The organism is Methylocystis echinoides (assembly GCF_040687965.1).
In the GTDB taxonomy this organism is placed as follows: domain Bacteria; phylum Pseudomonadota; class Alphaproteobacteria; order Rhizobiales; family Beijerinckiaceae; genus Methylocystis; species Methylocystis echinoides_A.
This window is the reverse complement of record NZ_CP156084.1, coordinates 397,178-421,447: the sequence shown is the minus strand read 5'-3', so window position 1 is coordinate 421,447 and position 24,270 is coordinate 397,178. Positions and strand designations below refer to the sequence as shown.

The following is a 24,270-nucleotide window of genomic DNA, read 5'->3' as shown; positions in this document are numbered from 1 at the left end:
TTATCTCTTCTACGCCACCGCTGCGGCAAAAATCAGAACCATCATCGCCCCATAAATTAGGCTGACACGGTCCTTGAGCGCAAATGCGACCGGGTCATCTTGGAGCTCCCCCCGGTGAGCAAGCAGCCAAATCCTCCCCAGCCAAAGGAAGATGATCACGGGGAAACCCCAGAGAAAATTCGGATTTTTATAGTAACCAACGGGAAAGGCATCCTCGACGAGATAGATTACCATGATAAGAACTGTGGCGATCATCGCGCCGACGCCGAGCGCGAGAAGAAGGGGACCGTCACTCGCGTAGTACCCCCTCCCCGGCGTCTTTCGATGCCCATGTTCAACCATGCGCGCGATTTCCGTTTGCCGCTTAGCAGTCGAAAGGGAAAAGAACAGGAACATCGAGAAGACCAGCAGCCACATCGAAAAAGGCACATCAGCCACGACCATGCCCAAACCGAGGCGCAATGAAAACAACGCGGCGAGAACGAAGACATCTATCAACGGCTCGCGTTTGAGCCGCCACGAATACAACAGGCTAATGCAAAGGTACACCAGGAGCATCAGCGCGCAGGATTGTCCAATTGCAAGGCCGATCGAAAAAGCCAGAACCGCTCCGCCAGCCATCAGACCCACCCCTGTCGCGATAGGGAGTTCGCCGTTGGCAAGAGGCCTGTGCCTCTTGGACCAATGCTTTCGATCGTCAGCGAGATCCAGCAGATCGTTGAGGACGTAGGTGGAGGACGCCAGGAGGCTGATGGCCAAAAAGCATCCCAGTGCGTATAACCACGCTGATGCGTCCGCTACCTTGCCTCCCAAGATGAGGGGCACAAATATCAAAGCGTTTTTGGCCCATTGATGAACTCGCAGTCCGCGACGTAAAGAGTTCAAACCAAGCCGCTTAGCAGGCACTGTAGCGAAGAGTTCGGTGCGTTCGCTGATCTGCTTCTGCAACGTCGTCGATCGCCTCGTCAGAATCGCGGCCGAGGCGACGGTCCAGACATCGAGATCGGACGCGGAATTACCCGCATAGATAAACCCCTCAGGGAAGCGCCTTGCAATTTCCTTTGCCTTGGCGGATCGATCGAGACTGTTCCCGCTGTCCGCCAAAACGAGCACATTACTAACAAAAACGAACTGCTTCTGCAATTTTGAATTTAATGGGACATTCGAGCTTGTGACGATAACGACCTCGCGCCCTCGACTGGCTTCCTCCGCCGCCAGCGCGACCAGATCTTCGTTGATAGGCAGACTTGTCGCCTCGTCATCCGAGAGCGCAGAGGAGATCGATTGCTTCAGCGTCCTTCGGTTCCTGAGGAGCCAATAAGGAAGCCTCCAAGCGGGGTGGCGCTTCAAAAAGAATAAAATCGACTCGTGGTGGATCGCCGTTGCGAACAGCGTTTCAATGTCTAACACCAAGGGGATGGAGACATCGTGAGGTATACTATCAACCGCTCGACGAACATCGGAACCATGGACTGAAAAGGTCATGTAGTTGGGGCCTATTGACATGCGGAAGTCGATTTAAATTGAGCTGTATCAGAGGCACAATTAAGATCAAAGTCCCTAAATCCCAAATATATAGCCAAGATAAAGGCTCATTGGCGCTTGTATCGCCAGCGTGTGGTCGCTAATAAATAAAGCCACAGCCCAAGCAGCGGGATCCGGATCGTTTCATCTGAACCGGTGTGGGCAGGTCGATATAAAAGGAAAGATCGTGAATTTCCTGCCAAAACAGACTCGTATTGAGTTCTTGATAAGAATGGCGGACGCAAGTCTCGCTCGGTTTGGCTCGATTTTCTTGACGATAGGACTTTTGCCGTTCCTTGCCTTCACGTTTTCATCTTTGTCGATACGTCCTTTATGGAACGACGAACTATTCACATATTACATCGGCTCCTTGGCATCGCTCTCGGAGGTCTGGCAGGCTCTTGCCACGGGTGGCGAGCAGATGCCGTATTTCTACTACATCATTATGTGGAATGTCTTACATTGGTTCGGCGCCAGTGAGGTGACTGTACGATTGCCGTCATTCCTCGGATTTCTGGTCGGACTGTCGTCGATTTTCTTTGTCCTTCGTCGCCGAATTGGTCCCTCCTACGCAGCCATTGGAGCCATGTTGCCGGCGGCGACTGGATTTGCTTCATACCTTAGTGAGGGACGGCCCTACGGACTTTTAGTTGGCTTCACAGGTCTTGCCCTTTGCGCATGGCAAGCGGCTGGAGACTCAAAGTGGCGTCGCCCTGCTCTTTTTTTATTGACGGTCTCGCTTTTTGTGTTGCCAGGGATTCACTACTTTGGCGTCCTGATCCTTCCGATCCTCGTTCTAGGCGAAGCTTTGCGCGAACGTTCCTCGCACGCCTTCGACCTAGCAGTGATCGCGGTGCTTTTTCTCGCGCCCCTAGCCTCCTTGGGCCTGAATCTCCCCTTGTTGTTCATAAGCGCGAAGGAAAATGTTGGAACCTTTTGGGCCTCGCGAGGATCCTTGGCCGACGCCGCTTATGTCGTAAGGGTTGCTTACATCAGCGCGTGGAGCGCGCCCATACTTGCTATGAGCTGGCTGGTCCCGTTAGCGATCAGGGGCTGGCTCAGGGAGCCCTATAGCGAAGAAATACGGCCCGCAAACCCACTTCCTCCTGCAGAATGGGCTATTGCAATAGGAGCGTCGCTTCTGCCATTCTTGGGCCTGATTGTCACCTACGTTGTGAAGGGCGCGTTTGTCGATCGCTATTTCATCCAGATGATATTCGGCGTAAGCATCATCACGGCGACCATCCTCTCGATATGTTTTTTGCCGTTTGGTAGGAACGGCTCCTTCGCCAAAGCCAGCGCCATGAGCGTCGCTGTATTCCTTGCGTTAGCCGGCTGGCAAATCCTCAAGGAAGCTAAAGCTAAGCGTAACGAGCTTGCTGCTGCGGTTGATATCCTCCAGTCCGACACGGACGCATCAATACCTATTGTGTCCTGTGAAACGCATAAGTTTCTCGAGCTTAGCCATTATGCCCAAGCGCCCATCAAGGACCGTCTCGTCTATCTCAGCAATCGCGAATACGCGAGCCGCTGGCTTGGCGTTACAAGCGTGGAAAAAGGCATGTATCGCCTTGTCGGTCCCTGGTTCCGGACGAACGTAGCGGATTATGACCAATTCCTTAGAGATCATCGAAAATTTTTGTTGTTTTGTGACGCATCGGGTGCGTGGGTTCATGAACAGCTCGCTAGCGAGGGGTGGTCGTTCGAGCTCAGGAAGAAAGCGACGCTATTCAATCTGTTTGAAGTGCGCAAAGAGAGTTCGAACTAAACCTACCTGTCTGCATTTATACTAGGACGTAAACTCATAAACGGCGCGGTCGGGATTCCCGAATCGTCAGTGGCGTGATTCAAGCTCCTCGAAGGAGCTTTGCCATGGCCCATTATGAGCTGACCGATTTCGAGTGGAAGGCGAACGAGCCGCACCTCCCCAACAAGCCCCGTGGCGTCCCGCAGGTTGATGACCGGCGTGTTCTCAACGGCATTTTCTGGTTGTTGCGCTCGGCGCGCCGTGGGGTGGCTTGCCAGAGCGCTATGGTCCACGCACGACGGTCTACAATCGGTTCAACCGCTGACGAATGGCCGGCGTCTGGGATCGTCTGATGGACGCGATCGTCAAGGCGCATGAGGGCGATGTGCAGATAATCGACAGCTCCGTTGTCCGCGTGCATCAGCAAGGCGCGACGGCAATAAGGGCGCGAAAGCTGCAAGCGATAATCGATGTTTGGGGCGCTCCCGAGGTAAGCGTCCAACGCTTGGCGTCAGGGGCTTGCGAAGTTCCAGGGCATGAGTGCGTCGATGTCTTTGTTGGGCCAACCGGCGGCGATTCGCTCGAGCGTCTGCGTCAGCCATGCGTTGGGATCGACGTCGTTGAGACGCGCGGTTGCCAGGAGCGATGCGATTGTCGCCCAGGTGTCGCCGCCCGCCTCTGACCCGCGAACAGCACATTTTTACGCGTGATGGTCTGCGGGCGGATTGCGCGCTCCACGCTATTGTTGTCGAGCTCGACGCGGCCGTCATCAAGAAAGCATCGGAACTCCGTCCGAGTCAGGCCGTATCGGATCGGCTCCGCAAGTTTGGATTTTCCGGAGATCCGCGCCAGCTCGGCTTCCCATTGAGTCTGAAGCTCGTCAACAATCGGCGTTGAGGAATGGCGGCGAACGTCACGACGGGTTTGCGGATCGCAACCTCTGATCTGCTCCTCGACCGCCCATAGGTCCGCCATGCGCTCGACTGTCCAGGTCGCCGTCTGCGAGACCCCCGCGATATGGAGTTTGTAAAACTCCCGGCGCAGATGCGACCAGCAGCAGGCAAGCGTCACCGGTCCCCCGGGCCGGTCGGGCTCCGCAAGTCGGCGATAGGCCGCATAGCCGTCGCATTGAAGGATGCCGCGCCAGCCTGCCAGATGCCGTTCGAGGCGCTCCGCACCGCGGCTGTCCTCAAAGCGGTAGACGACGATCGGCGGCCCGGCGCCGCCCCAGGGCCGGTCGTCTCGCAGATAGGTCCACAAATAGCCAGTCCGCGTTCGGCCCCGTCCGGGCGCAAGCACCGGCAAGGTTGTCTCGTCGGCGAAGATTCTGTCAGCAGCCCTGACAACCTCAAAGAGGCGTTCGGCCAGCGGCTCGAGATGGAAGCCGACATGCCCCATCCAGCCGGCCATGAGATTACGCCCGAGTTCGACTCTCTCGCGCGCAAAGATTGTCTCCTGGCGGTAGAGCGGCAATCCATCGGCGTATTTGGAGACGGCAATGGCGGCGAGAAGCCGCTCCGTGGCGATGCCACCCTCGATTAGGCGGGCGGGAGCCGGCGCCTCGATGATGCTCTCGCGGCATGCCGTGCAGGCGTATCGGGGGCGGCGCGTGACGATCACGCGGAACTTTGGCGCGGTGACGTCGAGGCGTTCGGTGACGTCCTCCCCGATCTTTACCCGCGCACAAGCGCCGCAGGCGCACGTCAGCGGATCCGGCTCGATGACTTCTTCTATCCGCTCCAGATGCCCCGGTAGCGGACGACGGCCGCCGGATTTATGAGCCGCTTTTGGCCGAAGGCTTTCCAGTTTGGCCTCGACCGCGCCAAGCCCCGTCTGCACTTCTTCGAAGGAGAAGGCGTATTGGCTGTCGTCGAGCTTCTCGGAGCTGCGCCCGTAGGTCGCGCGTTGAATGGTTTTCAACAGAAGATGCAGACGTTCGATCCGCGCCTGCGCCTCGGCGCCCGCCGCTTTCAGCGCCACGACTTCCGCCTGGAGAGACGTGCGAAAGCCGCATGTCGGCGATCATCGCCTTCAGCGCCGCGGGGTCGTCCGGGAGGTCGTGCAGGTCGCCGTCCATGCTCTAAAGACAAGCATAAAACCGGCGACTTGTGGCGCCCCTTTCTTCTCCCTGAATCACTATGCCGCATCTTCAGCCGACGCTCGTCGGCCTTGTTTGGGGGGCGCTGCGAAGCCGTGTCCAATCCATGCCCTCGACGAGGGCCGTAAGCTGGGAAACGGACATATGGATCGTTCCCGACATGAGCTTCGGCCAGCAGAAACGATCTGTCTCCAGTCGCTTGGCGAACAGGCACAGGCTCGTGCCGTCCCACCAGATAATCTTCACGCGATCGGCGCGCTTGGCTCGAAAGACGTAAAGGGCGCCCCCGAAGGGATCGCCGCCAGCGTCGCGCACGAGCGACGCCAGCCCGTCCGGGCCTTTGCGAAAATCGACCGGTGTCGTCGCCAGAACAATACGAGCATGTGGAGGGATCATGCCAGGCGTGCCGCGCGAAATGAGCTCGACCACCCGTTTTGTGGGCACACAGGGGCCGATGCGCAGGATGACGCCCCCCGGCCGATGTTGGCGCGAACAGCTAGCCGATTGGCTGCTGCAGCCTTATTAGGAATAAGCCTAGTACCTGGCGTTTGGCGAAACGAAGCCAGTTTACGAGCAGCGCGCCGGAGCCGCTATTATTCTCTCGCGCCTGCCAGACGGGTCTGCTTGCTTTCGATGCTGATCATTCAGTCAATGGAAAAGCCGACCCGGCGGCGCGACGTCGAGGCGCGACAAACTGCGTTATCGACCCTTGCCGGTTGAGCCTTCCGTAAAGAGAAGAACGCGGATCTCGAATGCGTGAACGACGAGCGGGAAAGAAGTGGTGGGCTTTAGCTCTACTGCTGGTTTTCTGAGGAGATGCGCGCGCCGAAGGTCTAAGCGGCGCGGCGACGGTCCTCCACAGAGCGTTTTGAAAGAGCCAATGACTTACTGGAATGCCCCTAATGCTTGACTTGTTCAACACGGGCCTCGTCTATTGCATTCGCCCAAAATCCGACGTATTTGCGTCTCTCCCCCGCATGTCGCCGGACGCATCTGGGGAAGGGGCAGGACGAAGCAAATTCGGAAGGACGGATTATGCGCAAGGCTCTTGTTTGTGGGGCAGGCGGCTTTATTGGCGGTCATCTGGTCAAGCGCTTAAAAAGTGAAGGTTTTTGGGTCCGCGGCGTCGACCTTAAATTTCATGAACACGCCGAAACCTGCGCGGATGATTTTCTTATCGGCGACTTGAGGGACCAGGATTTTTGCCGCGACGTCGTCGACGGCTATTTCGACGAGGTCTACCAGCTCGCCGCCGACATGGGCGGCGCCGGCTATATTTTCACCGGCGATCATGACGCCGACGTCATGCACAATTCAGCAACAATCAATCTCAACATGCTGGACGTGTGCATGAAGCGAAACATCAAGAATGTGTTTTACTCGTCCTCCGCCTGCATCTATCCGGCCTATAATCAAGAAGATCCCGACAATCCGAACTGCGCTGAAGCTTCGGCTTACCCGGCCGCGCCGGACAGCGAATATGGCTGGGAAAAACTGTTCAGCGAACGTCTCTATCTCGCCTATAACCGCAACTACGGCATGCGCAACAGGGTCGCGCGCTACCACAATATTTTCGGCCCCGAGGGCACCTGGGACGGCGGAAAGGAAAAATCTCCTGCGGCGATCTGCCGCAAAGTCGCGCGCGCCATGGACGGCGACGAGATCGAGATCTGGGGAGACGGCAAGCAAACGCGCTCGTTCCTCTACATCGACGAATGTCTCGAGGGAACGTTGCGCATTGCGCGGTCGCCGGATTTCGAGGGACCGGTGAATATCGGCTCCGAAGAGATGGTGTCGATCAACCAGCTCGTCGACATTGTCGCCGATATCGCCGGCAAGCGCGTCGGAAAGAAGCATGTGCCCGGTCCGCTCGGGGTGCGGGGACGCAATTCCGACAATCGGCTCGTGAAGGAAAAACTCGGCTGGGCGCCGTCGCAGCCGCTGCGTAAAGGGCTCGAGGTCACCTATCGATGGATCGAGCAGCGCGTGCGCAAAAATAGTCCGGCTTAAACACAGTAAACGCCGCCGACAGGAGTTTTTATCAATCCCTGTCGGCGTCGTCTCGTGCCGGCGGCCGCGACGCAGATGGGCGCGGCGCCGTGTGCGGATGCGCGACAAAGCCTCATTATCTGACTCATAATCCGAAGAATCGCCATTTCCTCCTGCGGGGACGCCTAGGCCGATTTCGTTGCGCCCTTTCAGCTTTCGCACGCGTCACGCGCGGCGACGCCGGAGCGCGGGATTTTGCATCGCTGGCGCAGGATGCTACGGTTGAAAGCCGCATTGGCGACCGTTAACGTTTCGATCCAAATGGCTGATATCCAAGGCGCGTCTGAAGAGCCCGCCGGTCTTTTGCAAAGCGATAAGATCTCGCGTCCGGCGCGCCTGGCGGTCGCCGCGTGCGTCGTCGCCATCGTCGTTCTGTCGCTCGTGCCCTACGCCGAGCGGCCCGAGACCGGCATGCCGAAAGAATTCGAGCATTTCATCGCCTATGCCGGCGCTGGATTTTTTCTGCCGCTGGCGGCGTCGTCGCTTCGCCAGCGCCTTCTCGGATGGTCGTGCCTTGCGGTGGCGAGCGGCGTCCTCGAAGTCGCCCAGCAGTTGTCGCCGGGGCGCACGCCGAGTTTGAGCGATGCGCTGGCGAGCGCGAGCGGCTTGACGGCGGGGGTGTTGTTCGGGGCGCTTGTCGCGCGCATCGCCGCCGCACATATCGCGCGTCGCCCGATGGCGGCGATCGCCGCGGCCGCGGCGGTCCAGAAACTGCGCGAGTTAGGAAAGAAAGGGCGATTATGTAGTTGACAAACCACCAAGCGGGTAGTAGCTTCAGAGTCAAGGAGCTATACCTATGTCTGTGCTTTCGAAGCCTTATTTCCACGACGAAGCCGCTGCTTTCGCTCATCTTGAAAGCGTTCTGTGGCCGGAAGGCCCGGTCTGCCCGCATTGCGGCTCGGTCTCTGGAAAGCATTACGACCTGCACAAGACGCGCATGGGCCTGCGCAAATGTTCTGATTGCCGCAAGCAGTTCACGGTGAAGGTCGGCACGGTTTTCGAATCCGCGCATATCCCGTTGAACAAGATGCTTCAGGCTGTCTACTTGATGACTTCCTCGAAGAAGGGCATCAGCGCGCATCAGCTGCACCGCGTTCTTGAGGTTCAGTATAAGACGGCGTGGTTTCTGGCGCATCGCATCCGCGAGGCTATGCGAGACGGCACGCTTGCCCCGATGGGTGGCGCGGGCGGCGTTGTCGAGGCCGACGAAACATATTTCGGCAAGACGGCAGACCAGCCGGGAGCAACCACGAGTGGCCGCCCGTTCGCCAAGGGCGGCAAGCGCGGCCCGGCTGGCAAGCGTGCGGTTGTGGCCCTTGTCGAGCGCGGTGGCTCGGTTCGTTCGTTCCACGTCGACAAGGTGAACAAGAAAGAGGTCGCCAAGATTGTCGGTGAGAACATCGACCGCGAAACGAAGCTCTACACGGACGAAAGCCGCCTATATCCTGAGGTTGGCAAATCGTTCGCTGAACATTCGACCGTGCGTCACAGCGCCGAAGAATACGTTCGCTACGAAGGTGAGAGCGCCATCCACACGAACACGATTGAGGGCTATTTCTCAATCTTCAAGCGCGGCATGAAGGGCGTCTACCAGCACTGCGGCGAAAAACACCTTCACCGCTATCTGGCGGAGTTTGATTTTCGCTACAACAACCGCTCTGCGCGGGGTTGTGAGGATCAGCAGCGGGCTAGTCTCGCGTTGCGAGGCATTGTTGGTAAGCGTCTGACTTATCGCTGGCCTGACGAGGCGGCGGAACAAAACGAAAGAAGATTCTGATCAGTGGCTTAGCAAGCCGCTGATTCTACTTGACAAAATGCTACCCGCGCCATATTCTTTTCCCAAATGGATTGGCGTTATGTCGGTCGGCGAGGGGCATCCATTTCTGGATGCCCCTTCTGCTTTATGAAGGGAAAATCTTTAGGCCATAGCCTATGATTTGGCCGTCCATTGATTGCCTTAACCGGGGCTTAACTGCCACCCAGTCTGGCCGTTTCGTCTCCCTATTCCGAACGAAGTGCGATATGGGGTAGCTGGCAAGGTCAGCGACTTGAAGCCCTGTAACGTTGAACTTTTTCTCGGAAAAACAGTGGGTGAAATCGAATTTTTTTGACCTGTAGTTGCGTCCGCCGCAAATCTCGTTTGTCCAATTCGAGACAATTGCATTCTCTTTTACCCCTCTCGATTCGAATACAAGGTGAACGCGGCCGTAAGTAGCTTTGTGGATGCGTTCAAGAACGAACTGCATTGAAAGGAAATAAGGGTCTTCAGGGGAAGAGTATTGTTTCTTGTGTCTTTCCTTGTCTATCGCGGCGGCGATAAGGGTAGCTGATGACTTTTTAAAAAAGTCGCCTATTTCTTGGTGTAGCTTCTTAGCTTCCGATGAGTCGGCGCAGAATGAGAATTGCCCGCGTTTCTTTCTGATTTCATATGAGTGGAAGACTACGCCTTCGTGGCCCCATCTCTCAATTTTCAGCTTCGTCATCAATGGCGTCTCTTTGCCGAGATAGTCGTCAGTTTGGTAAAGAGCGCATCCAAGGACAAAAACGGGAGACGATGGGTCTATGACTTCAAGGCCATGATCGCCGGACTCGTCAATGAAAGCGATATAACTCATGACGAAAACTCCTAAAGAAAAGAAGCAATCAGATGCCTTTGTCGACGCGGCCCGTGCCATCGGCTGCGACGAATCCGAAGAGCGCTTTGACGAGGCGCTAAAGAAGGTTGCTAAGCATAAGCCACCGAAAGACAGCGAGGAAGGTGCTGCGAAAAGCCAACCAACCCAGAGCAAAGACGACCGCTGAGCCTCGCCAGCGGTCGCAAATGAGAGCCGCATATATGACTGATGATGAGCTTAGAGTTGAAGCACTTAAGCTAGCTGTCCAATCACATGATAAGGGTGTTGGCGCATCTACTATCGTCGCGGCGGCGCAAGATTATCATGATTTCCTTTCAGCCGACCGGCCGGGTTACGGACAGCGAGCAGGCACTCAGAATACAGGTCAAGAATAGCTTCGCGTGTTTTGCAAGCCTCGTATGCTGCAATTGTCTGGAACAGTTTGTAAGCGACCTGCTCAGGCGAATTCTCCCCGATGTGGGCAACAGGCGCGGCGTCGGCCATGGTAAAATCTCCTTAGTAGAATGGTTTGCTGGTCAGCCTTTCGGCGGGTATGGATCGTGGCCGTATGTCCATTCTGTGCGGAACTGATTGTTCTGACCTTGGACAAGAACCTGTGCGTCATGTCCAAGTCTGCCAGCTTCATGGGCTGAGTTGATGGCCTGTTGTATGGCGAGGGCTTGCGACGCGTATGGCCCATAGTGAGTCCCATCATATCTGATCTTCCACTGGCCATCGTGATGGACGACGAAATATTGCGCTCTAGCCATAGCAACCTCCTGAATGGAAATAACGGCGTGACTCTACCTCCTGAGCTACTTCCCAAGCGCAGGTCTCTAGTCACTTACTGCGCACATGGACAATGCCATGACCGGACAGTGCCGTGCGAAAACTGCATAACCATCGATCCAGAAGGAATGCTATCCGATTCTCCAATGGTTTGTAAACTACATAATCACCAAAGAAAGCCTAGCGCGCGCTATTCTGGCGGAAGCCAATTGAGGGCGGCGCGTCAGGTCAAAGGCATGCGCGATAAGGCGCAATAGCGCCAATCTTGCGCGAATGTCGATGCCGAATAACCCAGCTTTGCGCCAAGCGCGGTCGACGGCGCCACTGCGGGAGCCCAGCCGGCGACGGCCGTTGGGCTCATCCGCCCCTTATAATAAGCGCATGGCCGCCGCCGCGACCGCGAGCATAATGGAAAAGCCGGTAAGCGCGACTCGGATCGTTGCGGTCTCTCGGTCGCTTTCTCTCGCCGCAGGGTGGCGGAGATCAAGCGCAGGCTCCACCAGCACAGCCCGGCCGGCGCAAAGCAACGACGCATCGTAACGCTAGCGCCTCCATGCGCCGGTCTAAGTTTCTCCAATCTTCATGGTAAGAAATGAAAAGCAGACGGCGTCGGGGCTTACATGCGCCGACGCCCAGCGACGTCTCTTGACCGCAGCAGCAGGGGTCGCCGCCTTGAGCAAGAAATAATTTCAGAAGACCAAGGAGCTGGATATGCGACGTTCTTTGATCCTGATTGCTTTATTCCTTGACCCGCCGGCGACGTCAGCGGCAGCGCAAAGCAACCAGCCTGGAACGCATATATTCGGTTCCGAAGCCGGCTGCCGCGCGAGTGGGAAAGTCAGCGAGATGATTTGCAGCAATGCGGCGCTCAACGCCGAAGCTGAGTTTCGCGAGAAGGCGCCGCGCTTTTCCTCGCGTCCCGAATGCGAAAGGATGTTTCGGCAGGGGTGCAGCGTCGGCATAAGCGGCGCCGCCGGCTGGGCAGGCAAGAAAAGCGGGATTTATTTTCATCCCAGACAAACGGGTTTTGCCGTGGAGGTCCGATCCAATCAGAGCATCACCGTTTCGCCGCTCATCGCCGGCAACATCGTCAGGTTCGGCGCGAGAAGCGCATTAAGCCGCGACCTGCACATCGACTATCGCGCCGCGCAAGTTCGATATGCGGCTCCCTTCGGCGGCGCCCTGGAAAGGGGAGGCGGCGGGCCTGGGGGAGCTCTTCCGCCGCGCCCGCCGATGGATCCGAATTTCGATTGTTCTTCGGTCATCGAGCCCGATGGAAAAGACGCTTCGACGGCCTGTTATCCGGCGCCGAAGCGGTGAAACGCGCATTGTTCAACAATTAACGATTCGGACCGCGCGAAAATTCCGCAATCGCCTGGCCAATCCCATAAACAACACGCGATTTTCGCATATTGCAGAGGCGCGCCTCCGCCTTTACCCAAGGCATTGCAAGGGGCCAACGCCCTGGACAGCGTCGGAAAAACTTCTCCCAGTTCGGCGCTTGGGCGATTGGCGACGAACGAAAGGCGTCTCATGTCCACGACGGCGGAGCTCGAAGCGCTCCTCATGCAGCGATCGCTGACCGATCCGCAGCTCTTGGCCGCGGCTGAAGCCGCCGCCGATTTCCGTATTTTGCCGGACGCGACAGTAATCAAGATCGGCGGGCAGAGCGTCATCGATCGTGGCCGCGCCGCCCTCTACCCTCTCGTCGACGAGATCGTCGCTGCGCGCAAAGCGCATAAGCTGCTCATCGGAACCGGCGCCGGCACAAGAGCTCGGCATCTCTATTCGATTGCGGCGGGGCTCGGCCTGCCGGCGGGCGTCCTGTCGCAACTCGGAGCCTCCGTCGCCGATCAGAACGCCGCGATGCTCGGTCAACTCCTCGCAAAGCACGGGGTCTCGGCGGTCAACGGCGCCGGGATGTCTGCAGTGCCGCTCTATCTCGCCGAGGTCAACGCCGTCGTCTTCAGCGGCATGCCGCCGTATAATCTCTGGATGCGTCCTGCCGCCGAGGGCGTCATTCCCCCTTACCGCACCGACGCCGGATGCTTTCTGCTTGCCGAGCAGTTCGGCTGCAAGGCCATGATCTTTGTGAAGGATGAGGACGGGCTCTATACGGCGAATCCGAAAACTGCAAAGGACGCCAAATTCATTGCAAGAATTTCGGTCGACGAGATGAAGGCGCAGGGCCTGCACGATTCGATTCTCGAATTCCCCGTGCTCGACCTCTTGAAGGCGGCGCGCCACGTTCGCGAGGTGCAGGTCGTGAACGGCCTGGTTCCGGGCAATCTGACCCGCGCGCTCGCCGGCGAACATGTTGGCACCATCATCACCGCGAGCTGAAGAAAGACGGCCATGACCGACACGGTTAACAGCATCAAGCATGTCGCCTCGCCGCTCGCGCGCCAGACCCTTCTCGACAGCGACCTCACCCGTCCGGTCGCCGGCCGGCGTCCGATCCGGCTGCTTCCTTGGCTTCATGTCGTCAAGATCGGCGGCCGGTCCATCATGGATCGCGGCGCGGAGGCGATCCTTCCCGTCGTGGAGGAGCTGCGTAAACTCCTGCCCGAGCATCGCATGCTCATATTGACCGGCGCAGGCGTGCGCGCGCGCCATCTCTACGGCGTCGGTCTCGACCTCGGCCTGCCCGTGGGATCGCTTGCGCCGCTCGCCGCGAGCGAAGCAGGCCAGAACGGCCACATCCTCGCCTCGCTGCTCGCCCCCGAGGGCGTCTCCTATGTCGAGCATCCGACGATCGCGAGCCAGCTCGCGATCCATCTCTCCGCCGCCCGCGCGGTGGTGGGGAGCGCTTTCCCGCCCTATCACCACCATGAGTTCCCGACGTCCCGCATTCCGCCACACCGGGCCGACACGGGCGCCTTTCTCGTGGCGGACGCGCTCGGCGCGGCCGGTCTGACGATCGTGGAAGATGTGGACGGGGTGTATACGGCCGATCCGAAAGGCCCCGAGGGTCAGCAGGCGCAGCTCCTGCGCGAGACGAGCGCCGCCGATCTCGCGAAGGTCGAGGGCTCTCTGCCTTTCGACCGCGCGCTTCTCGATGTGATGGCCACGGCCCGCCACCTCGAGCATGTGCAGATCGTCAACGGCCTCGCGCCCGGCCGGCTCACAGCCGCTTTGCGGGGCGAGCATGTGGGAACGATCATTCACACCGGCGCGGCGAAGGCATAGGGCGATCCACAAGAGGTGGATCGGCGGAGAGCCCGTGTCGCGCGGCGACAGGCGTGTAAGCGAAGCGTCGCCTTGGTCATAGCTTGAACGTGACAATGTTTGCGCGGGAGCCTTGCCAAGCCATCCCGAACAAGGCAGCCGGAACAACGAACCCTGTTACGCTGGGTGACGCTCTACCGCTCGAGCGAATGCGTGCAAGCCGAAGTCACGGGCAATGGATCCTCGAGGTCACACCGGTCTCTGGCGCCGAGATTTTCCAGCGCCGTCGCGGCAAAGGCGGCGACAGCGCCCTTGTCGCGGGCCAGAGGCCCTACCTCTAATTTCTACCCGGTGATTTTTTTGGTGGGCGCACAAGGGCTCGAACCTTGGACCCGCTGATTAAGAGTCAGCTGCTCTACCAACTGAGCTATGCGCCCGTCCGTCAGCGTCACGACGCTCTCGGAACGGGGGAGCGAATATCAAATGCCGATCCCCCTGTCCAGCGCCGTGTTGCCCGACGGAACCAATTTTCCCGACGGGAGGCTGGCCGAGCCTATTTCTGGGCCGGCCAGCCGTGGATCGCGCGGACTCTGGTGACGAGGTCGGCCCAGGGGCCCTTGTAAGCGTTCCCGGCCTGGGCCGTCGGCGCCGATTGCTTCTTCTCACAAATGTCCTTGGCCCCCGCGGACTTGGGGCCGTCCACGAAAAAGTAGATCACGTTGAGGCGCAGGGTCGAATAATACTGGTCGAGCACCGTGCCGCGCTTCAGCGCATTCGTGCCCCACACGGTCGTCTTGCGATCCTCCGGCGCAGCCGAGGGCTTGAAGCCATAGCCATAATCGCCTTCGCCGCGCAAAAGGTCGAAGCGGACATAGCAGAGCGCGCCCTTGGGCTGCTCATCCTTGAAGACGAGCTCGCGCGTCGCCACGGCGTCCTGGTCGTTGTAGCGAACGGTGGCGTCGACGGGGAAATGCCAGACATCGACTTTCTCGAAGTATTTCAGGAGGTCCGCTTCGTCGGGATCCTCGGCCGCGGCGGCCGTCCCGGCCGAGAGCGCCACGGCGGCGGCGATGGCGACGAGCCGACTGCGCGAGATGAAACTGCCCATATTCAATCCTCTCAGGCGCCCGGACGGCGCCCCGCTAGGCAGGTGGGAAGCGCGGCGGCGGCCCGCAAGGTCTGCGACATTTGCGCCCGGGCGCGGTTTTTTGTCCTGCCTGCGAATAAGGCGCGCGCTGCCGGCGCCGGTGATTTGGGCGCACTGCGAGTGAGTTAGCCCGCTTGTTCCCATTGAGGTTTCGGCGGGCGGAAAAAGCCGCCGCCGCGTCTTCCCTCGCGCGCAAAAGCGCGCTAGCAGTTTGAGGGAAATAACAGCACGAGATTGATTATGTCGCGGAAGAAAATCGCTCTGATCGGCGCCGGCAATATCGGCGGAACGCTCGCTCATCTCGCCGGTCTGAAAGAACTGGGCGATATCGTGCTCTTCGACATTGTTGACGGGGTGCCGCAGGGGAAGGCGCTGGACCTTGCGCAGGCGTCGCCCGTTTCGGGCTTCGACGCCGATCTCGCCGGCGCTTCCGATTACGCCGCCATCGCCGGGGCGGACGTCGTCATCGTCACCGCCGGGGTTCCGCGCCAGCCTGGCATGAGCCGCGACGATCTGCTCTCGGTCAATCTCGGCGTCATCGCCAAGGTGGGCGCGGGCGTGAAGCAATATGCCCCCAACGCCTTCGTCATCTGCATCACCAACCCGCTGGACGTCATGGTCTGGGCGCTGCAGAAAGCGTCCGGCTTGCCGACGAACCGCGTGGTCGGCATGGCCGGCGTGCTCGATTCGGCCCGCTTCCGCTACTTCTTGTCGGAGGAGTTCAAGGTCTCGGTCGAGGACGTCAGCGCCTTCGTGCTCGGCGGCCACGGCGACGACATGGTGCCCTCGGTGCGCTATTCGACGGTCGGCGGCGTGCCGCTGCCTGACCTCATCGCCATGGGTTGGACCAGCCAGGCGCGCATCGACGCCATTGTCGACCGCACGCGCAAGGGCGGCGGCGAGATCGTAGGCCTGCTCAAGACCGGCTCCGCCTATTACGCTCCCGCCACCTCGGCCATTGCGATGGCCGAAAGCTACCTCAAGGACAAGCGCCGCGTGCTGCCCTGCGCGGCCTATCTCAATGGCGAATATGGGGTGAACGGGCTCTATGTCGGCGTGCCGGTCGTCATCGGGGCCAATGGCGTCGAGAAAGTCATGGAAATCAAGCTCGACGCCACGGAACAGGCGATGTTCGACAAATCCGTGAACTCCGTGAAGACGCTGATTCAGGCGGCCAAGGGTCTCAATCCGGCTTTCGCCTGACAGCAAGAGATGGTCTCTTCGGACATGGCGGGTCTTCGGATATGGCGCGGCGGCGGCGGCTCTTCGCCGATTGCGGCGCCGATCGTCGATATCCGCGCCCTGCGGGGACGGGGGCGCTGATCCAAACTTTGCTGAAAGTCACGGCTGCGCTTATACTTGCGCATCTCTAGGAAGCCGGACCCGATGTCGAAGCACACAATTGACGACCTGCTCAAAGGCAATGAGCAGTTCGTGTCGGAAGAATTCTATCCCCACGCGGCGTATTATCAGGCCATCGCCAAGCGGCAGTCGCCAAAGGTTTTGTGGATCGGCTGCTCCGATTCGCGCGTCAGCGAAGACGTGATCACGGGCTCGCGACCCGGCACCATGTTCGTCCATCGCAATGTCGCCAACATCATCGCCTTCAACGACGTCAACGTCGCGTCGATCATCGAATACGGCGTGGTCCATCTGAAGATTGAGGACATTATCGTCTGCGGCCACACGCGCTGCGGCGGCATTGCGGCGATCGAGGACGGTGTTCACGAAAACTACATCGCCGACTGGCTCTGCATCGCGAGCGGCGCCAAGGACGCCGCCGACCGCATCGCCCGCGAGAAACATCTGTCGCGCGAGCAAAAGCTCGAAGTGCTGACGGCGGAGAACGTGAAACTGCAGATCAAGCATTTGAAAAGCCTCGCCATCATCCGGAACATGCACGCCGGCGGCCCGCTGCCGCGCATCCACGGCTGGCTCTACCGGGTCGAGTCGGGAAAGATCGACGTGCTGGTCGACGGGCGGGCCGGGCACGAAGCGGGATGAGCGGCCGCGCCTTGGTCGAAACGACGCAACGGCTGCAACGCCCCCGCGACCTCCCGTCCGCTTGACGCCGCCGCCCCGCCATGGCCATTAGGCCGCAAGCCCCGCCGTTTCTTGCTTCGAGGGAGAGCCCACCGCATGAATATCCACGAATACCAGGCCAAAGCCATTTTGCGCGAGTTCGGCGCGCCCGTAGCGGCCGGCGTGCCGGTGCTCAAGGCCGAAGAGGCGGCCGCCGCCGCCAAGCAGCTTCCGGGTCCGGTCTATGTGGTGAAGGCGCAGATTCACGCCGGCGGCCGCGGCAAGGGCAAATTCAAGGAAGAGAAGGCCGGCCCGCAGGGCGGCGTGCGCATCGCCAAGTCGATCGAAGAGGCGGAAGCCTTCGCGAGGCAGATGCTCGGCGCGACGCTCGTCACGCTGCAGACCGGCGAGGCCGGCAAGCAGGTCAACCGCCTCTACATCGAAGACGGCGCCGCGATCGACAAGGAATTCTATCTCTCCATGTTGATCGACCGCGCGACCTCGCGCATCGCCTTCGTCGTCTCGACGGAAGGCGGCATGGACATCGAGACCGTCGCCCATGACACGCCCGAGAAGATCGTCACTTTCTCGGTCGATCCGGCCACCGGCCTGATGCCGCATCACGGTCGCCGCGTCGCCGACGCGCTCAATCTCAAGGGCGATCTCGCCAAGCAGGCGGGCGACCTCGTCGAGAAGCTCTATGCCGCGTTCGTTGCGAAAGACATGGAGATGCTCGAGATCAATCCCCTGATCACCACCAAGGACGGCAAGCTGCGCTGCCTCGACGCCAAGGTGAGCTTCGAGAACAACGCCCTCTATCGCCATCCCGAACTCGCCGCGCTGCGCGATCTCTCGGAAGAGGACGAGAAGGAGATCGAGGCGTCGAAATACGACCTCGCCTATATTTCGCTCGACGGCAACATCGGCTGCATGGTCAACGGCGCCGGCCTCGCCATGGCGACGATGGACATCATCAAGCTCTACGGCGCCTTTCCGGCGAACTTCCTCGACGTCGGCGGCGGCGCCACGACCGAGAAGGTGACCGCGGCGTTCAAGATCATCACCGCCGACCCGAACGTGAAGGGCATCCTGGTCAATATCTTCGGCGGCATCATGCGCTGCGACACCATCGCCGAAGGCGTGATCGCGGCGGTGCGCGAAGTTGGGCTCAAGGTGCCGCTGGTCGTGCGCCTCGAAGGCACCAATGTCGAACTCGGCAAGAAGATCATCAGCGAGTCCGGGCTCAATGTGATCCCGGCTGACGATCTCGACGACGCCGCCCAGAAGATCGTCAAGGCGATCAGCTAACGCTCACGTTCTGAAGGGGGACGACGCGTCCCTCAAACGCTTCATCGCCCTTGCCCTGTATGCGGCCTCTTCAACGGCTGCACGCCAGGGCGAGGGCTGTAGTTTTTCAGGGGGTCTGGCGACGATTGCCCCGGCCGACAATCATTGCGTCGGGACTCGCCTTGCGCTGCGAGCGCAAAACCGCCATCTTTAACCGCGAATCTCCTGAACTCCGGCCACTCGTCCTGGCGGAACGGCCGCGTCTGCCGCAGGCCGCGTCGCCTCTTTTCTAGGAAAGCGCCTGTGCTTCAACTCGTTCGCCCGCTCGCCATCTTCTCTCGCGGCGTCAGGCGCCGGCTGCCGCTTCGCACGACGGCGGTCGCGGCCGTTTTCGCGCTATCCTGCGCCTTGCCCGGGTCCAGCCACGCGACGGCCCGGGAAGGAACCCTGTCGGTCCCGCGGCCTTTCGAGGTCGGAACGAGCCTGTCGGGCAATTACCTCGCCGCCATCGTCGCGGGCGCCGAGCGGGACACGCTCGCCGCTTCGACGTTTTTCCGCGAGGCGCTGCGCGACGATCCGAACAATCAGGACCTGATCGACCGCGCTTTCGTCGCAGCGCTCTCCAACGGCGCCATGGCGGAGGCCGTCGCCTTGGCGCCACGCGTGCTCGCGCATGACAAGGGCAACGGACTCGCACACCTGACCAAGGGCGTGGATCTCTTCAAGAATCGCCGTTACGCGGCGGCGCGCGCGGAACTCGCCAAGGGTGGCGGCGACCGTCGCCGCGACATCACGACGACCCTGCTCACCGCCTGGACCTACGCCGGCGCCAAGGACACGCGCAAGGCGCTGCAGACGCTCGACGCGCTCAACGAGGACATTTTCGTCGTCTTCCGGGATTACCACGGCGCGCTGATCGCCGATCTCGGCGGCGACAAGGCGGAGGCGGAAAAGCGCTTCAAATCCGCCTATGCGGCGGAGCGAAACACGCTGCGTCTGGTCGACGCCTACGCCCGCTTCCTCGCGAGCCGCGGCCAGCGCGAGGACGCGAAGAAGCTCTACGAAACGTTCAACGAGGTGGCGCCCGGCCACCCGATCGTGGTCGCCGCCATTGCGGCGCTCAACGAGGGCAAGCCGCTGCCGCCTTTTGTGCGCACGGCGGATGACGGCGCGGCCGAAGCCCTCTACGGGCTCGGCGCCATCGGCGGCCGCCAGGGCGACGAACTCGCCTCGCTCATCTATCTGCGCCTGTCGCTCGCTCTCGCGCCGGAGAACGCCCTCGCGATCCTGACGCTGGGCGACGTCTATGAGCGCATGAAGCAGCCGGAGATGGCGATCGATCTTTACGACAGCGTGCCCAAGGACAGCCCGCTGCGCGTCAACGCCGATATTCAGGCGGCGCTGATTCTGGAGACGCTCGGCAAATCGAAGGAAGCGACGGACCATCTTTCCGCGGTCGTCGCCGCCAATCCGAAGAACCAGGAGGCGCTGACGGCGCTCGGCAATCTGCAGCGCTCGCGCAAGCTCTATGGCGACGCGGCCGCGACCTATTCGCGCGTGATTGCGCTTCTGCCCAAGGACGAGAAGAGCCAGTGGCTCCTCTATTATTATCGCGGCATCGCCAATGAGCGCCGCAAGGACTGGAAGGCGGCGGAAGCCGATCTCAAGAAGGCGCTGGAGCTCAATCCGGATCAGCCGCTGGTGCTCAATTATCTCGGCTACAGCTGGGTCGATCAGGGTGTCAACGTCGACGAGGCGTTCAAGATGCTGCGCCGCGCCGTCGACTTGCGGCAACGCGACGGCTATGTCGTCGACAGCCTTGGCTGGGCCTATTACCGGCTCGGCCGCTACGACGACGCCGTGCGCGAGCTCGAGCGGGCGATCGATTTGAAGCCGTCGGATCCGGTCATCAACGACCATTTGGGCGACGCTTATTGGCGCGTGGGCCGCAAGCTCGAAGCGCAGTTCCAGTGGAACCATGCGCGCGATCTGAACCCCGAGCCCGAAGACCTGCCGAAGATTCTCGACAAGATCAAGAATGGCCTGAAGGATCAGCCGGAGGTCGCCAACGCCACGGGCAAGACCGGCGGATAGACGGCGACGGTTTTTTCCGCGCAGGCTGCGGGTGACGTCGTCATGCCCGGCCCTGGGCCGGGCGTCCCTCGCCGGGGGATGAGCCCGGCCATGACGAGGCGAGGGAATTACGCGCTCTTTTCTCCCGCCATCTTCATCACAAGCGCCCACTCCGCATCCGTCACCGGCTGGACCGACAGACGCGAGTTATTGACCAGCGCCATTTCCGCGAGACGCGGCTCGGCCTTGATCTGAGCGAGCGTCACCGGCTTGGCGAGCGGCTTCGCCGCCTTTACGTCGACCATGCCGAACTTGCCGGTCTCGTCGGTGTGGTCGGGGTAATATTCCTTGATGATCTCGACGATCCCGACGATCGCGCGCTCGTCGTTCGAGTGATAGAAGAAGGCGCGCTCGCCCCTCTTCATCGCCATGAGATGCTTCTTGGCGAGATGGTTCCGCACGCCGTTCCAGAACGTGCCCTTCGCGCCTGCGGCGACCTGCTGGTCCCAGGACCAGGTCGAGGGTTCGCTCTTGAGAAGCCAGTGCGCCATCTAGAGCGCCGCGCCGACGACGCGCTTCCAGGCGCGCAACTCGACCCGTTCGAACAGACCGGCCTGCGCATAAGGGTCCTCGGCGAGCAGGGCGCGCGCCGCGGCCTCGTCGGGACAGTCGAGGATCAGCATGGAGCCCACGGGCGTCTCGCCGTCGAGAAAGGGTCCGCCGAGCTTCACTTGCGCCGCATGCGTCTCCAGGAAGGCGAGGTGGGCGGCGCGGGTCGAGAGGCGCAGATCGACATGACCCGGCTTGTCCTGGCAAAGGGCGACGAAAAGCAAGGTTTCAACCTCGTGGCGAACGTGACGTTGCGACCCTTGTCCCAAAGCCTCGCCGCCCGGTCAAGCGACCTACTCGACCCGTTCCGGCGTGGTTTCCGCGAGTTCCGCGACGCGCGTTCCGAAGTCCGTTAGAGTTTCCCGCAGCGCCACGACATCCGCCTGAGACGCCGGCTCGCTTGTCGCGGCGGTCCCGCCATTGCGCCGCTGATGCGCGCGTTCGGCGCGCAACGCCTCGACCGCGCCGTGAAGCATCGCGTTGTCGGCGCGCGTGGCTTCGAGCCTGTCCGCCGCGCTGCGCGCCTCGTTGCGCGCCAGCCGCAGGGCGTTTTCGAGAGAATCGGCCTCGTTGCGCCGGCGCTCCTGCTCGGCGGCGAGTTCGGCGCGGGTCTCGTCGCGCTCCTTCAAGAGGGCGGCGTATTCGCGCTGTGCGGCCTCGAGCTCGTCGTTCTTGTGGGCAAGATGCTTGGCGAGCCCCGGCGTGCGCGCGGCCTCGGCGGCGACGCGCTCATAGTCCTGTTTCAGCACTTCGAGCTCACGCTGCAGACTGGCGTTTTGTTCGTGCAACGCGCCAATCTTCGCTTCATGGGCGACGACCCTGGTCGATTGCGCCTCTTTCTCGCGGCCGAGCTCTTCCTTGTCGGATTCGAGAAGGCGCAGACGCTCGACGTCGCGGTCGGCGCGCTCGGTCATTTCGATCAGGGCGAGTTCGGTCGAGCGCAGGAGATCGGTGCGCTCGGCAAGGACCTTCTGCGCCTCGCCCAGCGCCACCGCCATGTCGCGGTTGTCGGCCTCGGCCTTCTTGAGCTGCGCTTCGGCCTGCGCGACGCGCGATGCGTGGCGGCCGATGGCGGCGAGATCGAAGGCCTTCGAGGCCTTCACCGCCTCTATCTCCTGCTCCATCCGGCGCTCGCGTACGGCGAATTCCGCGCGCAGCAGGTCACGCTCGGCGATCACCTCCTCCATGGACATGGGGGCGAGCATTTGCAGCCGGCGCATCGACAGGCGCATGGCGCGCCGCCAGAAGGCCGGCAGAAACAGAAGCGTGATCAGCCCGGCGACGAGAAAGCCGAGCGCGAAATACATTGCCTGTTCAATCAAGACGCCAACCTCGCGCCGCCGTGCGCCCTATTCGCCTGCGGGACGCGCGCAAGAGTGCCACGACTGGCCGGCGAAATCAAAAAATCAACGGCTCAGATTTAGCTTAAGACTCGCCCAGGCCGCTGGCGGCGCGCCCTCTCTTCGCGCCCGGGCGCGGAGCGGTCCTTCGTCTCAGAACGGGTTCCAGGTCGAATCCGGGGTAAATTTCAAATAGCTCAGCGCGAGGCCGAGTCGCGCGCCGAGGCCTGCGCGCACCGGCATGACCACGACCTCTTCATTGTTGAGCGCGGTGAAGCCCAGGCCGCCGACGAGATAGGCCGAGCCGTTGACGCCCGCATAGCGGCGGTAGATCGCCTCCACGTCCGGAAGATTGTAGACCAGCATCATCGTGCGGTCGCCGTCGGCGCCGGCGTCGAGGCCGATGGAGGGACCCTGCCAGAAAACCGGCTTCTGGCCCGCGTTGCGGGTGAACATCTTGCCCTCGCCGTAGCGTAGCCCGCCGACAAAGGCGCCGCCGGCCTCCTGGCCGAGAATATAGGCGTTGGGGCGGCCCCATTTCTTATTGGCCTGCTCGAGGCCTTCGGCGAGCCCGCGCGAAATGGAGCCGAAGAAGCGGTGGCCGTTCTCGACGATTTCGCCGCTCGTAAAGGCCTCGGGTCTTTGATTGGCGCGCGCCAGGCCGGGCAGGGCGGCGCAGGCGGCGGCCGAGGCTGCAAAGCGAAAGAGATCTCGGCGGGACGAGGGACGATGCCAGGCGCTCATGATCGCTTGAAACTCCAATACGCAAACGGTGTCAGGCCGAGTGACGGATCGGCGCGGAATGCGGCCGTCGCGCGGCGCCTCGGCGTCGCGGCGGCGCCGTACGTCACGCATGGCGGAAGAGTCGCGCAGCGTCGTTAATAAAGCGTTGCGACCGCAGGATCGCCCCAGGAAATGAAGGGGCCGTTGCGGTATTTTGCGGCCGCCTTGTTGTAGAGAAGCGGCGCGCCCGCCGGATCGAGCGTCACGCCGCCCGCCACGCGGAGGATCGCGTCGCCCGCGGCGGTGTCCCACTCCATGGTGGGGCCGAAACGCGGGTAGACGTCGGCCGTCCCCTCGGCGAGGGCGCAGAATTTCAGCGACGATCCGACGGACATGCGCGCCGCGACGGGAAGGCGCGCGACGTAGGCCGCCGTTTCGGCGTCGAGATGCGATTTAGAGACGAGCGCGGTGAGCCCGTCCTCGGGCGCTTTGCGCGTGCGCAGAAGCCGCCAGTCCTGCGGCGCCGGCAGGCGGCCGCCAGGCGCGGCGTCGGCCACGAAGCTGTCAGCGCCGGCGAACCAGACTCGGCCCTGCGCCGGCGCCGCCACCGCCCCCGCGGCCGGCGCGCCGTCGACGATCAGAGCGACATTGATGGTGAATTCCGAGCTGCGCGCGAGGAACTCGCGCGTGCCGTCGATGGGATCGACGAGCAGGAAGACGCCGCCATGGGCCGCGCTTGTCCCGCGCGCGGCGCTTTCCTCGGCGACCGCAGCCAGCCCCGGAAGCGCGCGGGCCAGGGCGGCCAAAAGATACTCCTCGACGCGCTGATCCGCCTCGGTGACCGGAGAATGATCGTCCTTGAGGCGCGAGGCGATTTGCGGCCGCGCCAGCACGTCCATCGCCAGCGCGCCTGCGCCGGCGACGAGATCGCCAAAAAGCCGCGCGAGGCGCCGGCGCTCGGCGGGAGGCGCGTAATCGTCGATCATGCCCGCTCTTTCAAGCTTTGTTTACGAACATAGGGCGCGCAATTTGCAATCCGCGCGGCCGCGGTTACCCTTGCACAAGACGAAATCCAGTGA

23 protein-coding genes, 1 tRNA gene and 2 pseudogenes are annotated in these 24,270 nt (G+C 61.3%); 13 read left to right on the top strand and 13 right to left on the bottom strand.

All coding sequences use genetic code 11. The annotated features are described in order from the left end of the window. Positions 1–9: 9 nt before the first annotated feature. Positions 10–1,485 carry a UbiA family prenyltransferase gene (locus RVU70_RS02020; protein WP_363349425.1) on the bottom strand — a complete coding sequence of 492 codons (1,476 nt, stop codon included), beginning with the start codon at positions 1,483–1,485 and terminating at the stop codon, positions 10–12. A 226-nt stretch (positions 1,486–1,711) separates the two neighbouring features. Here RVU70_RS02020 and RVU70_RS02015 point away from each other — a divergent pair, with 226 nt between their 5' ends. Continuing rightward, a complete protein-coding gene (locus tag RVU70_RS02015; RefSeq protein ID WP_363349424.1) occupies positions 1,712–3,292 on the top strand; it encodes a hypothetical protein in 1,581 nt (526 codons plus the stop codon). 104 nt (positions 3,293–3,396) lie between these two features. After that, positions 3,397–3,758 (top strand): annotated as a pseudogene (locus RVU70_RS02010) (transposase); the annotation flags it as partial. A 24-nt stretch (positions 3,759–3,782) separates the two neighbouring features. Here the strand turns inward: RVU70_RS02010 and tnpC are convergent. Next, positions 3,783–5,348: pseudogene (tnpC, locus tag RVU70_RS02005) on the bottom strand (IS66 family transposase). Between the two features lie 72 nt (positions 5,349–5,420). After that, positions 5,421–5,765: an IS66 family insertion sequence element accessory protein TnpB gene (gene tnpB / locus RVU70_RS02000; RefSeq protein WP_363349423.1), complete on the bottom strand. Its 345-nt coding sequence runs from the start codon at positions 5,763–5,765 to the stop codon at positions 5,421–5,423. Positions 5,766–6,404: 639 nt separating this feature from the next. Between tnpB and RVU70_RS01995 the strand changes: the two genes are divergently transcribed. The 3 genes from RVU70_RS01995 to RVU70_RS01985 all read left to right on the top strand — a co-directional run bounded on the left by RVU70_RS01995 (position 6,405) and on the right by RVU70_RS01985 (position 9,195). Then, complete coding sequence (locus RVU70_RS01995) at positions 6,405–7,379, top strand: NAD-dependent epimerase/dehydratase family protein (RefSeq protein WP_363349422.1); 975 nt, start codon at positions 6,405–6,407, stop codon at positions 7,377–7,379. A gap of 300 nt (positions 7,380–7,679) precedes the next feature. Continuing rightward, the gene (locus tag RVU70_RS01990) at positions 7,680–8,168 is read left to right on the top strand and encodes a hypothetical protein (protein ID WP_363349421.1); all 489 of its coding nucleotides are present in this window, start codon (positions 7,680–7,682) and stop codon (positions 8,166–8,168) included. Positions 8,169–8,214: 46 nt separating this feature from the next. Next, positions 8,215–9,195: an IS1595 family transposase gene (locus RVU70_RS01985; protein ID WP_363349420.1), complete on the top strand. Its 981-nt coding sequence runs from the start codon at positions 8,215–8,217 to the stop codon at positions 9,193–9,195. 124 nt (positions 9,196–9,319) lie between these two features. Here RVU70_RS01985 and RVU70_RS01980 read toward each other — a convergent pair whose 3' ends face one another. Next, positions 9,320–10,033: a DUF3800 domain-containing protein gene (locus tag RVU70_RS01980; protein WP_363349419.1), complete on the bottom strand. Its 714-nt coding sequence runs from the start codon at positions 10,031–10,033 to the stop codon at positions 9,320–9,322. On the opposite strand from RVU70_RS01980, the gene RVU70_RS01975 reads away from it, so the two are divergent. Further along, a complete protein-coding gene (locus tag RVU70_RS01975; RefSeq protein WP_363349418.1) occupies positions 10,032–10,220 on the top strand; it encodes a DNA-binding protein in 189 nt (62 codons plus the stop codon). The two genes, RVU70_RS01980 and RVU70_RS01975, sit on opposite strands and share 2 nt — an antisense overlap. 110 nt (positions 10,221–10,330) lie before the next feature. Here RVU70_RS01975 and RVU70_RS01970 read toward each other — a convergent pair whose 3' ends face one another. Further along, positions 10,331–10,537 carry a hypothetical protein gene (locus RVU70_RS01970; RefSeq protein WP_363349417.1) on the bottom strand — a complete coding sequence of 69 codons (207 nt, stop codon included), beginning with the start codon at positions 10,535–10,537 and terminating at the stop codon, positions 10,331–10,333. Positions 10,538–10,569: 32 nt separating this feature from the next. Further along, positions 10,570–10,803, bottom strand: coding sequence for a DUF2188 domain-containing protein (locus RVU70_RS01965; protein ID WP_363349416.1), 234 nt, complete (start codon positions 10,801–10,803; stop codon positions 10,570–10,572). Between the two features lie 730 nt (positions 10,804–11,533). Between RVU70_RS01965 and RVU70_RS01960 the strand changes: the two genes are divergently transcribed. The 3 genes from RVU70_RS01960 (at position 11,534) to RVU70_RS01950 (ending at position 14,011) form a co-directional block, all read left to right on the top strand. After that, positions 11,534–12,142 carry a DUF1190 domain-containing protein gene (locus RVU70_RS01960; protein WP_363349415.1) on the top strand — a complete coding sequence of 203 codons (609 nt, stop codon included), beginning with the start codon at positions 11,534–11,536 and terminating at the stop codon, positions 12,140–12,142. A 213-nt stretch (positions 12,143–12,355) separates the two neighbouring features. Next, positions 12,356–13,165: a uridine kinase gene (locus RVU70_RS01955; RefSeq protein WP_363349414.1), complete on the top strand. Its 810-nt coding sequence runs from the start codon at positions 12,356–12,358 to the stop codon at positions 13,163–13,165. Between the two features lie 12 nt (positions 13,166–13,177). Beyond that, positions 13,178–14,011, top strand: a complete 834-nt coding sequence (locus RVU70_RS01950; RefSeq protein WP_363349413.1) for a molybdenum storage protein subunit alpha — start codon at positions 13,178–13,180, stop codon at positions 14,009–14,011. A gap of 340 nt (positions 14,012–14,351) precedes the next feature. Here the strand turns inward: RVU70_RS01950 and RVU70_RS01945 are convergent. Both RVU70_RS01945 and RVU70_RS01940 read right to left on the bottom strand, forming a co-directional pair. Next, positions 14,352–14,427 (bottom strand) — tRNA-Lys (locus RVU70_RS01945). Between the two features lie 116 nt (positions 14,428–14,543). After that, the gene (locus RVU70_RS01940) at positions 14,544–15,098 is read right to left on the bottom strand and encodes a hypothetical protein (protein WP_363349412.1); all 555 of its coding nucleotides are present in this window, start codon (positions 15,096–15,098) and stop codon (positions 14,544–14,546) included. Positions 15,099–15,377: 279 nt separating this feature from the next. Between RVU70_RS01940 and mdh the strand changes: the two genes are divergently transcribed. The 4 genes from mdh (at position 15,378) to RVU70_RS01920 (ending at position 20,540) form a co-directional block, all read left to right on the top strand. Then, positions 15,378–16,340: a malate dehydrogenase gene (gene mdh, locus RVU70_RS01935; protein ID WP_363349411.1), complete on the top strand. Its 963-nt coding sequence runs from the start codon at positions 15,378–15,380 to the stop codon at positions 16,338–16,340. Positions 16,341–16,523: 183 nt separating this feature from the next. Beyond that, a complete protein-coding gene (locus RVU70_RS01930; RefSeq protein ID WP_363349410.1) occupies positions 16,524–17,141 on the top strand; it encodes a carbonic anhydrase in 618 nt (205 codons plus the stop codon). A gap of 135 nt (positions 17,142–17,276) precedes the next feature. Continuing rightward, positions 17,277–18,467: an ADP-forming succinate--CoA ligase subunit beta gene (sucC, locus tag RVU70_RS01925; RefSeq protein ID WP_363349409.1), complete on the top strand. Its 1,191-nt coding sequence runs from the start codon at positions 17,277–17,279 to the stop codon at positions 18,465–18,467. Between the two features lie 282 nt (positions 18,468–18,749). Continuing rightward, the gene (locus RVU70_RS01920) at positions 18,750–20,540 is read left to right on the top strand and encodes a tetratricopeptide repeat protein (protein WP_405044834.1); all 1,791 of its coding nucleotides are present in this window, start codon (positions 18,750–18,752) and stop codon (positions 20,538–20,540) included. A 107-nt stretch (positions 20,541–20,647) separates the two neighbouring features. On the opposite strand, the gene RVU70_RS01915 is transcribed toward RVU70_RS01920, so the two are convergent. From RVU70_RS01915 to RVU70_RS01895, 5 genes are all read right to left on the bottom strand, one after another. Next, positions 20,648–21,070, bottom strand: a complete 423-nt coding sequence (locus RVU70_RS01915) for an EVE domain-containing protein (protein ID WP_363349408.1) — start codon at positions 21,068–21,070, stop codon at positions 20,648–20,650. Beyond that, positions 21,071–21,352, bottom strand: coding sequence for a YciI family protein (locus tag RVU70_RS01910; protein WP_363349407.1), 282 nt, complete (start codon positions 21,350–21,352; stop codon positions 21,071–21,073). 69 nt (positions 21,353–21,421) lie between these two features. Beyond that, on the bottom strand, positions 21,422–22,450 hold the full coding sequence (locus tag RVU70_RS01905) for a hypothetical protein (RefSeq protein ID WP_363349406.1): 1,029 nt from the start codon (positions 22,448–22,450) through the stop codon (positions 21,422–21,424). 171 nt (positions 22,451–22,621) lie between these two features. Next, a complete protein-coding gene (locus RVU70_RS01900) occupies positions 22,622–23,212 on the bottom strand; it encodes a DUF1134 domain-containing protein (RefSeq protein WP_363349405.1) in 591 nt (196 codons plus the stop codon). A gap of 134 nt (positions 23,213–23,346) precedes the next feature. Next, positions 23,347–24,177, bottom strand: coding sequence for an inositol monophosphatase family protein (locus RVU70_RS01895; protein ID WP_363349404.1), 831 nt, complete (start codon positions 24,175–24,177; stop codon positions 23,347–23,349). Positions 24,178–24,270: the final 93 nt, after the last annotated feature.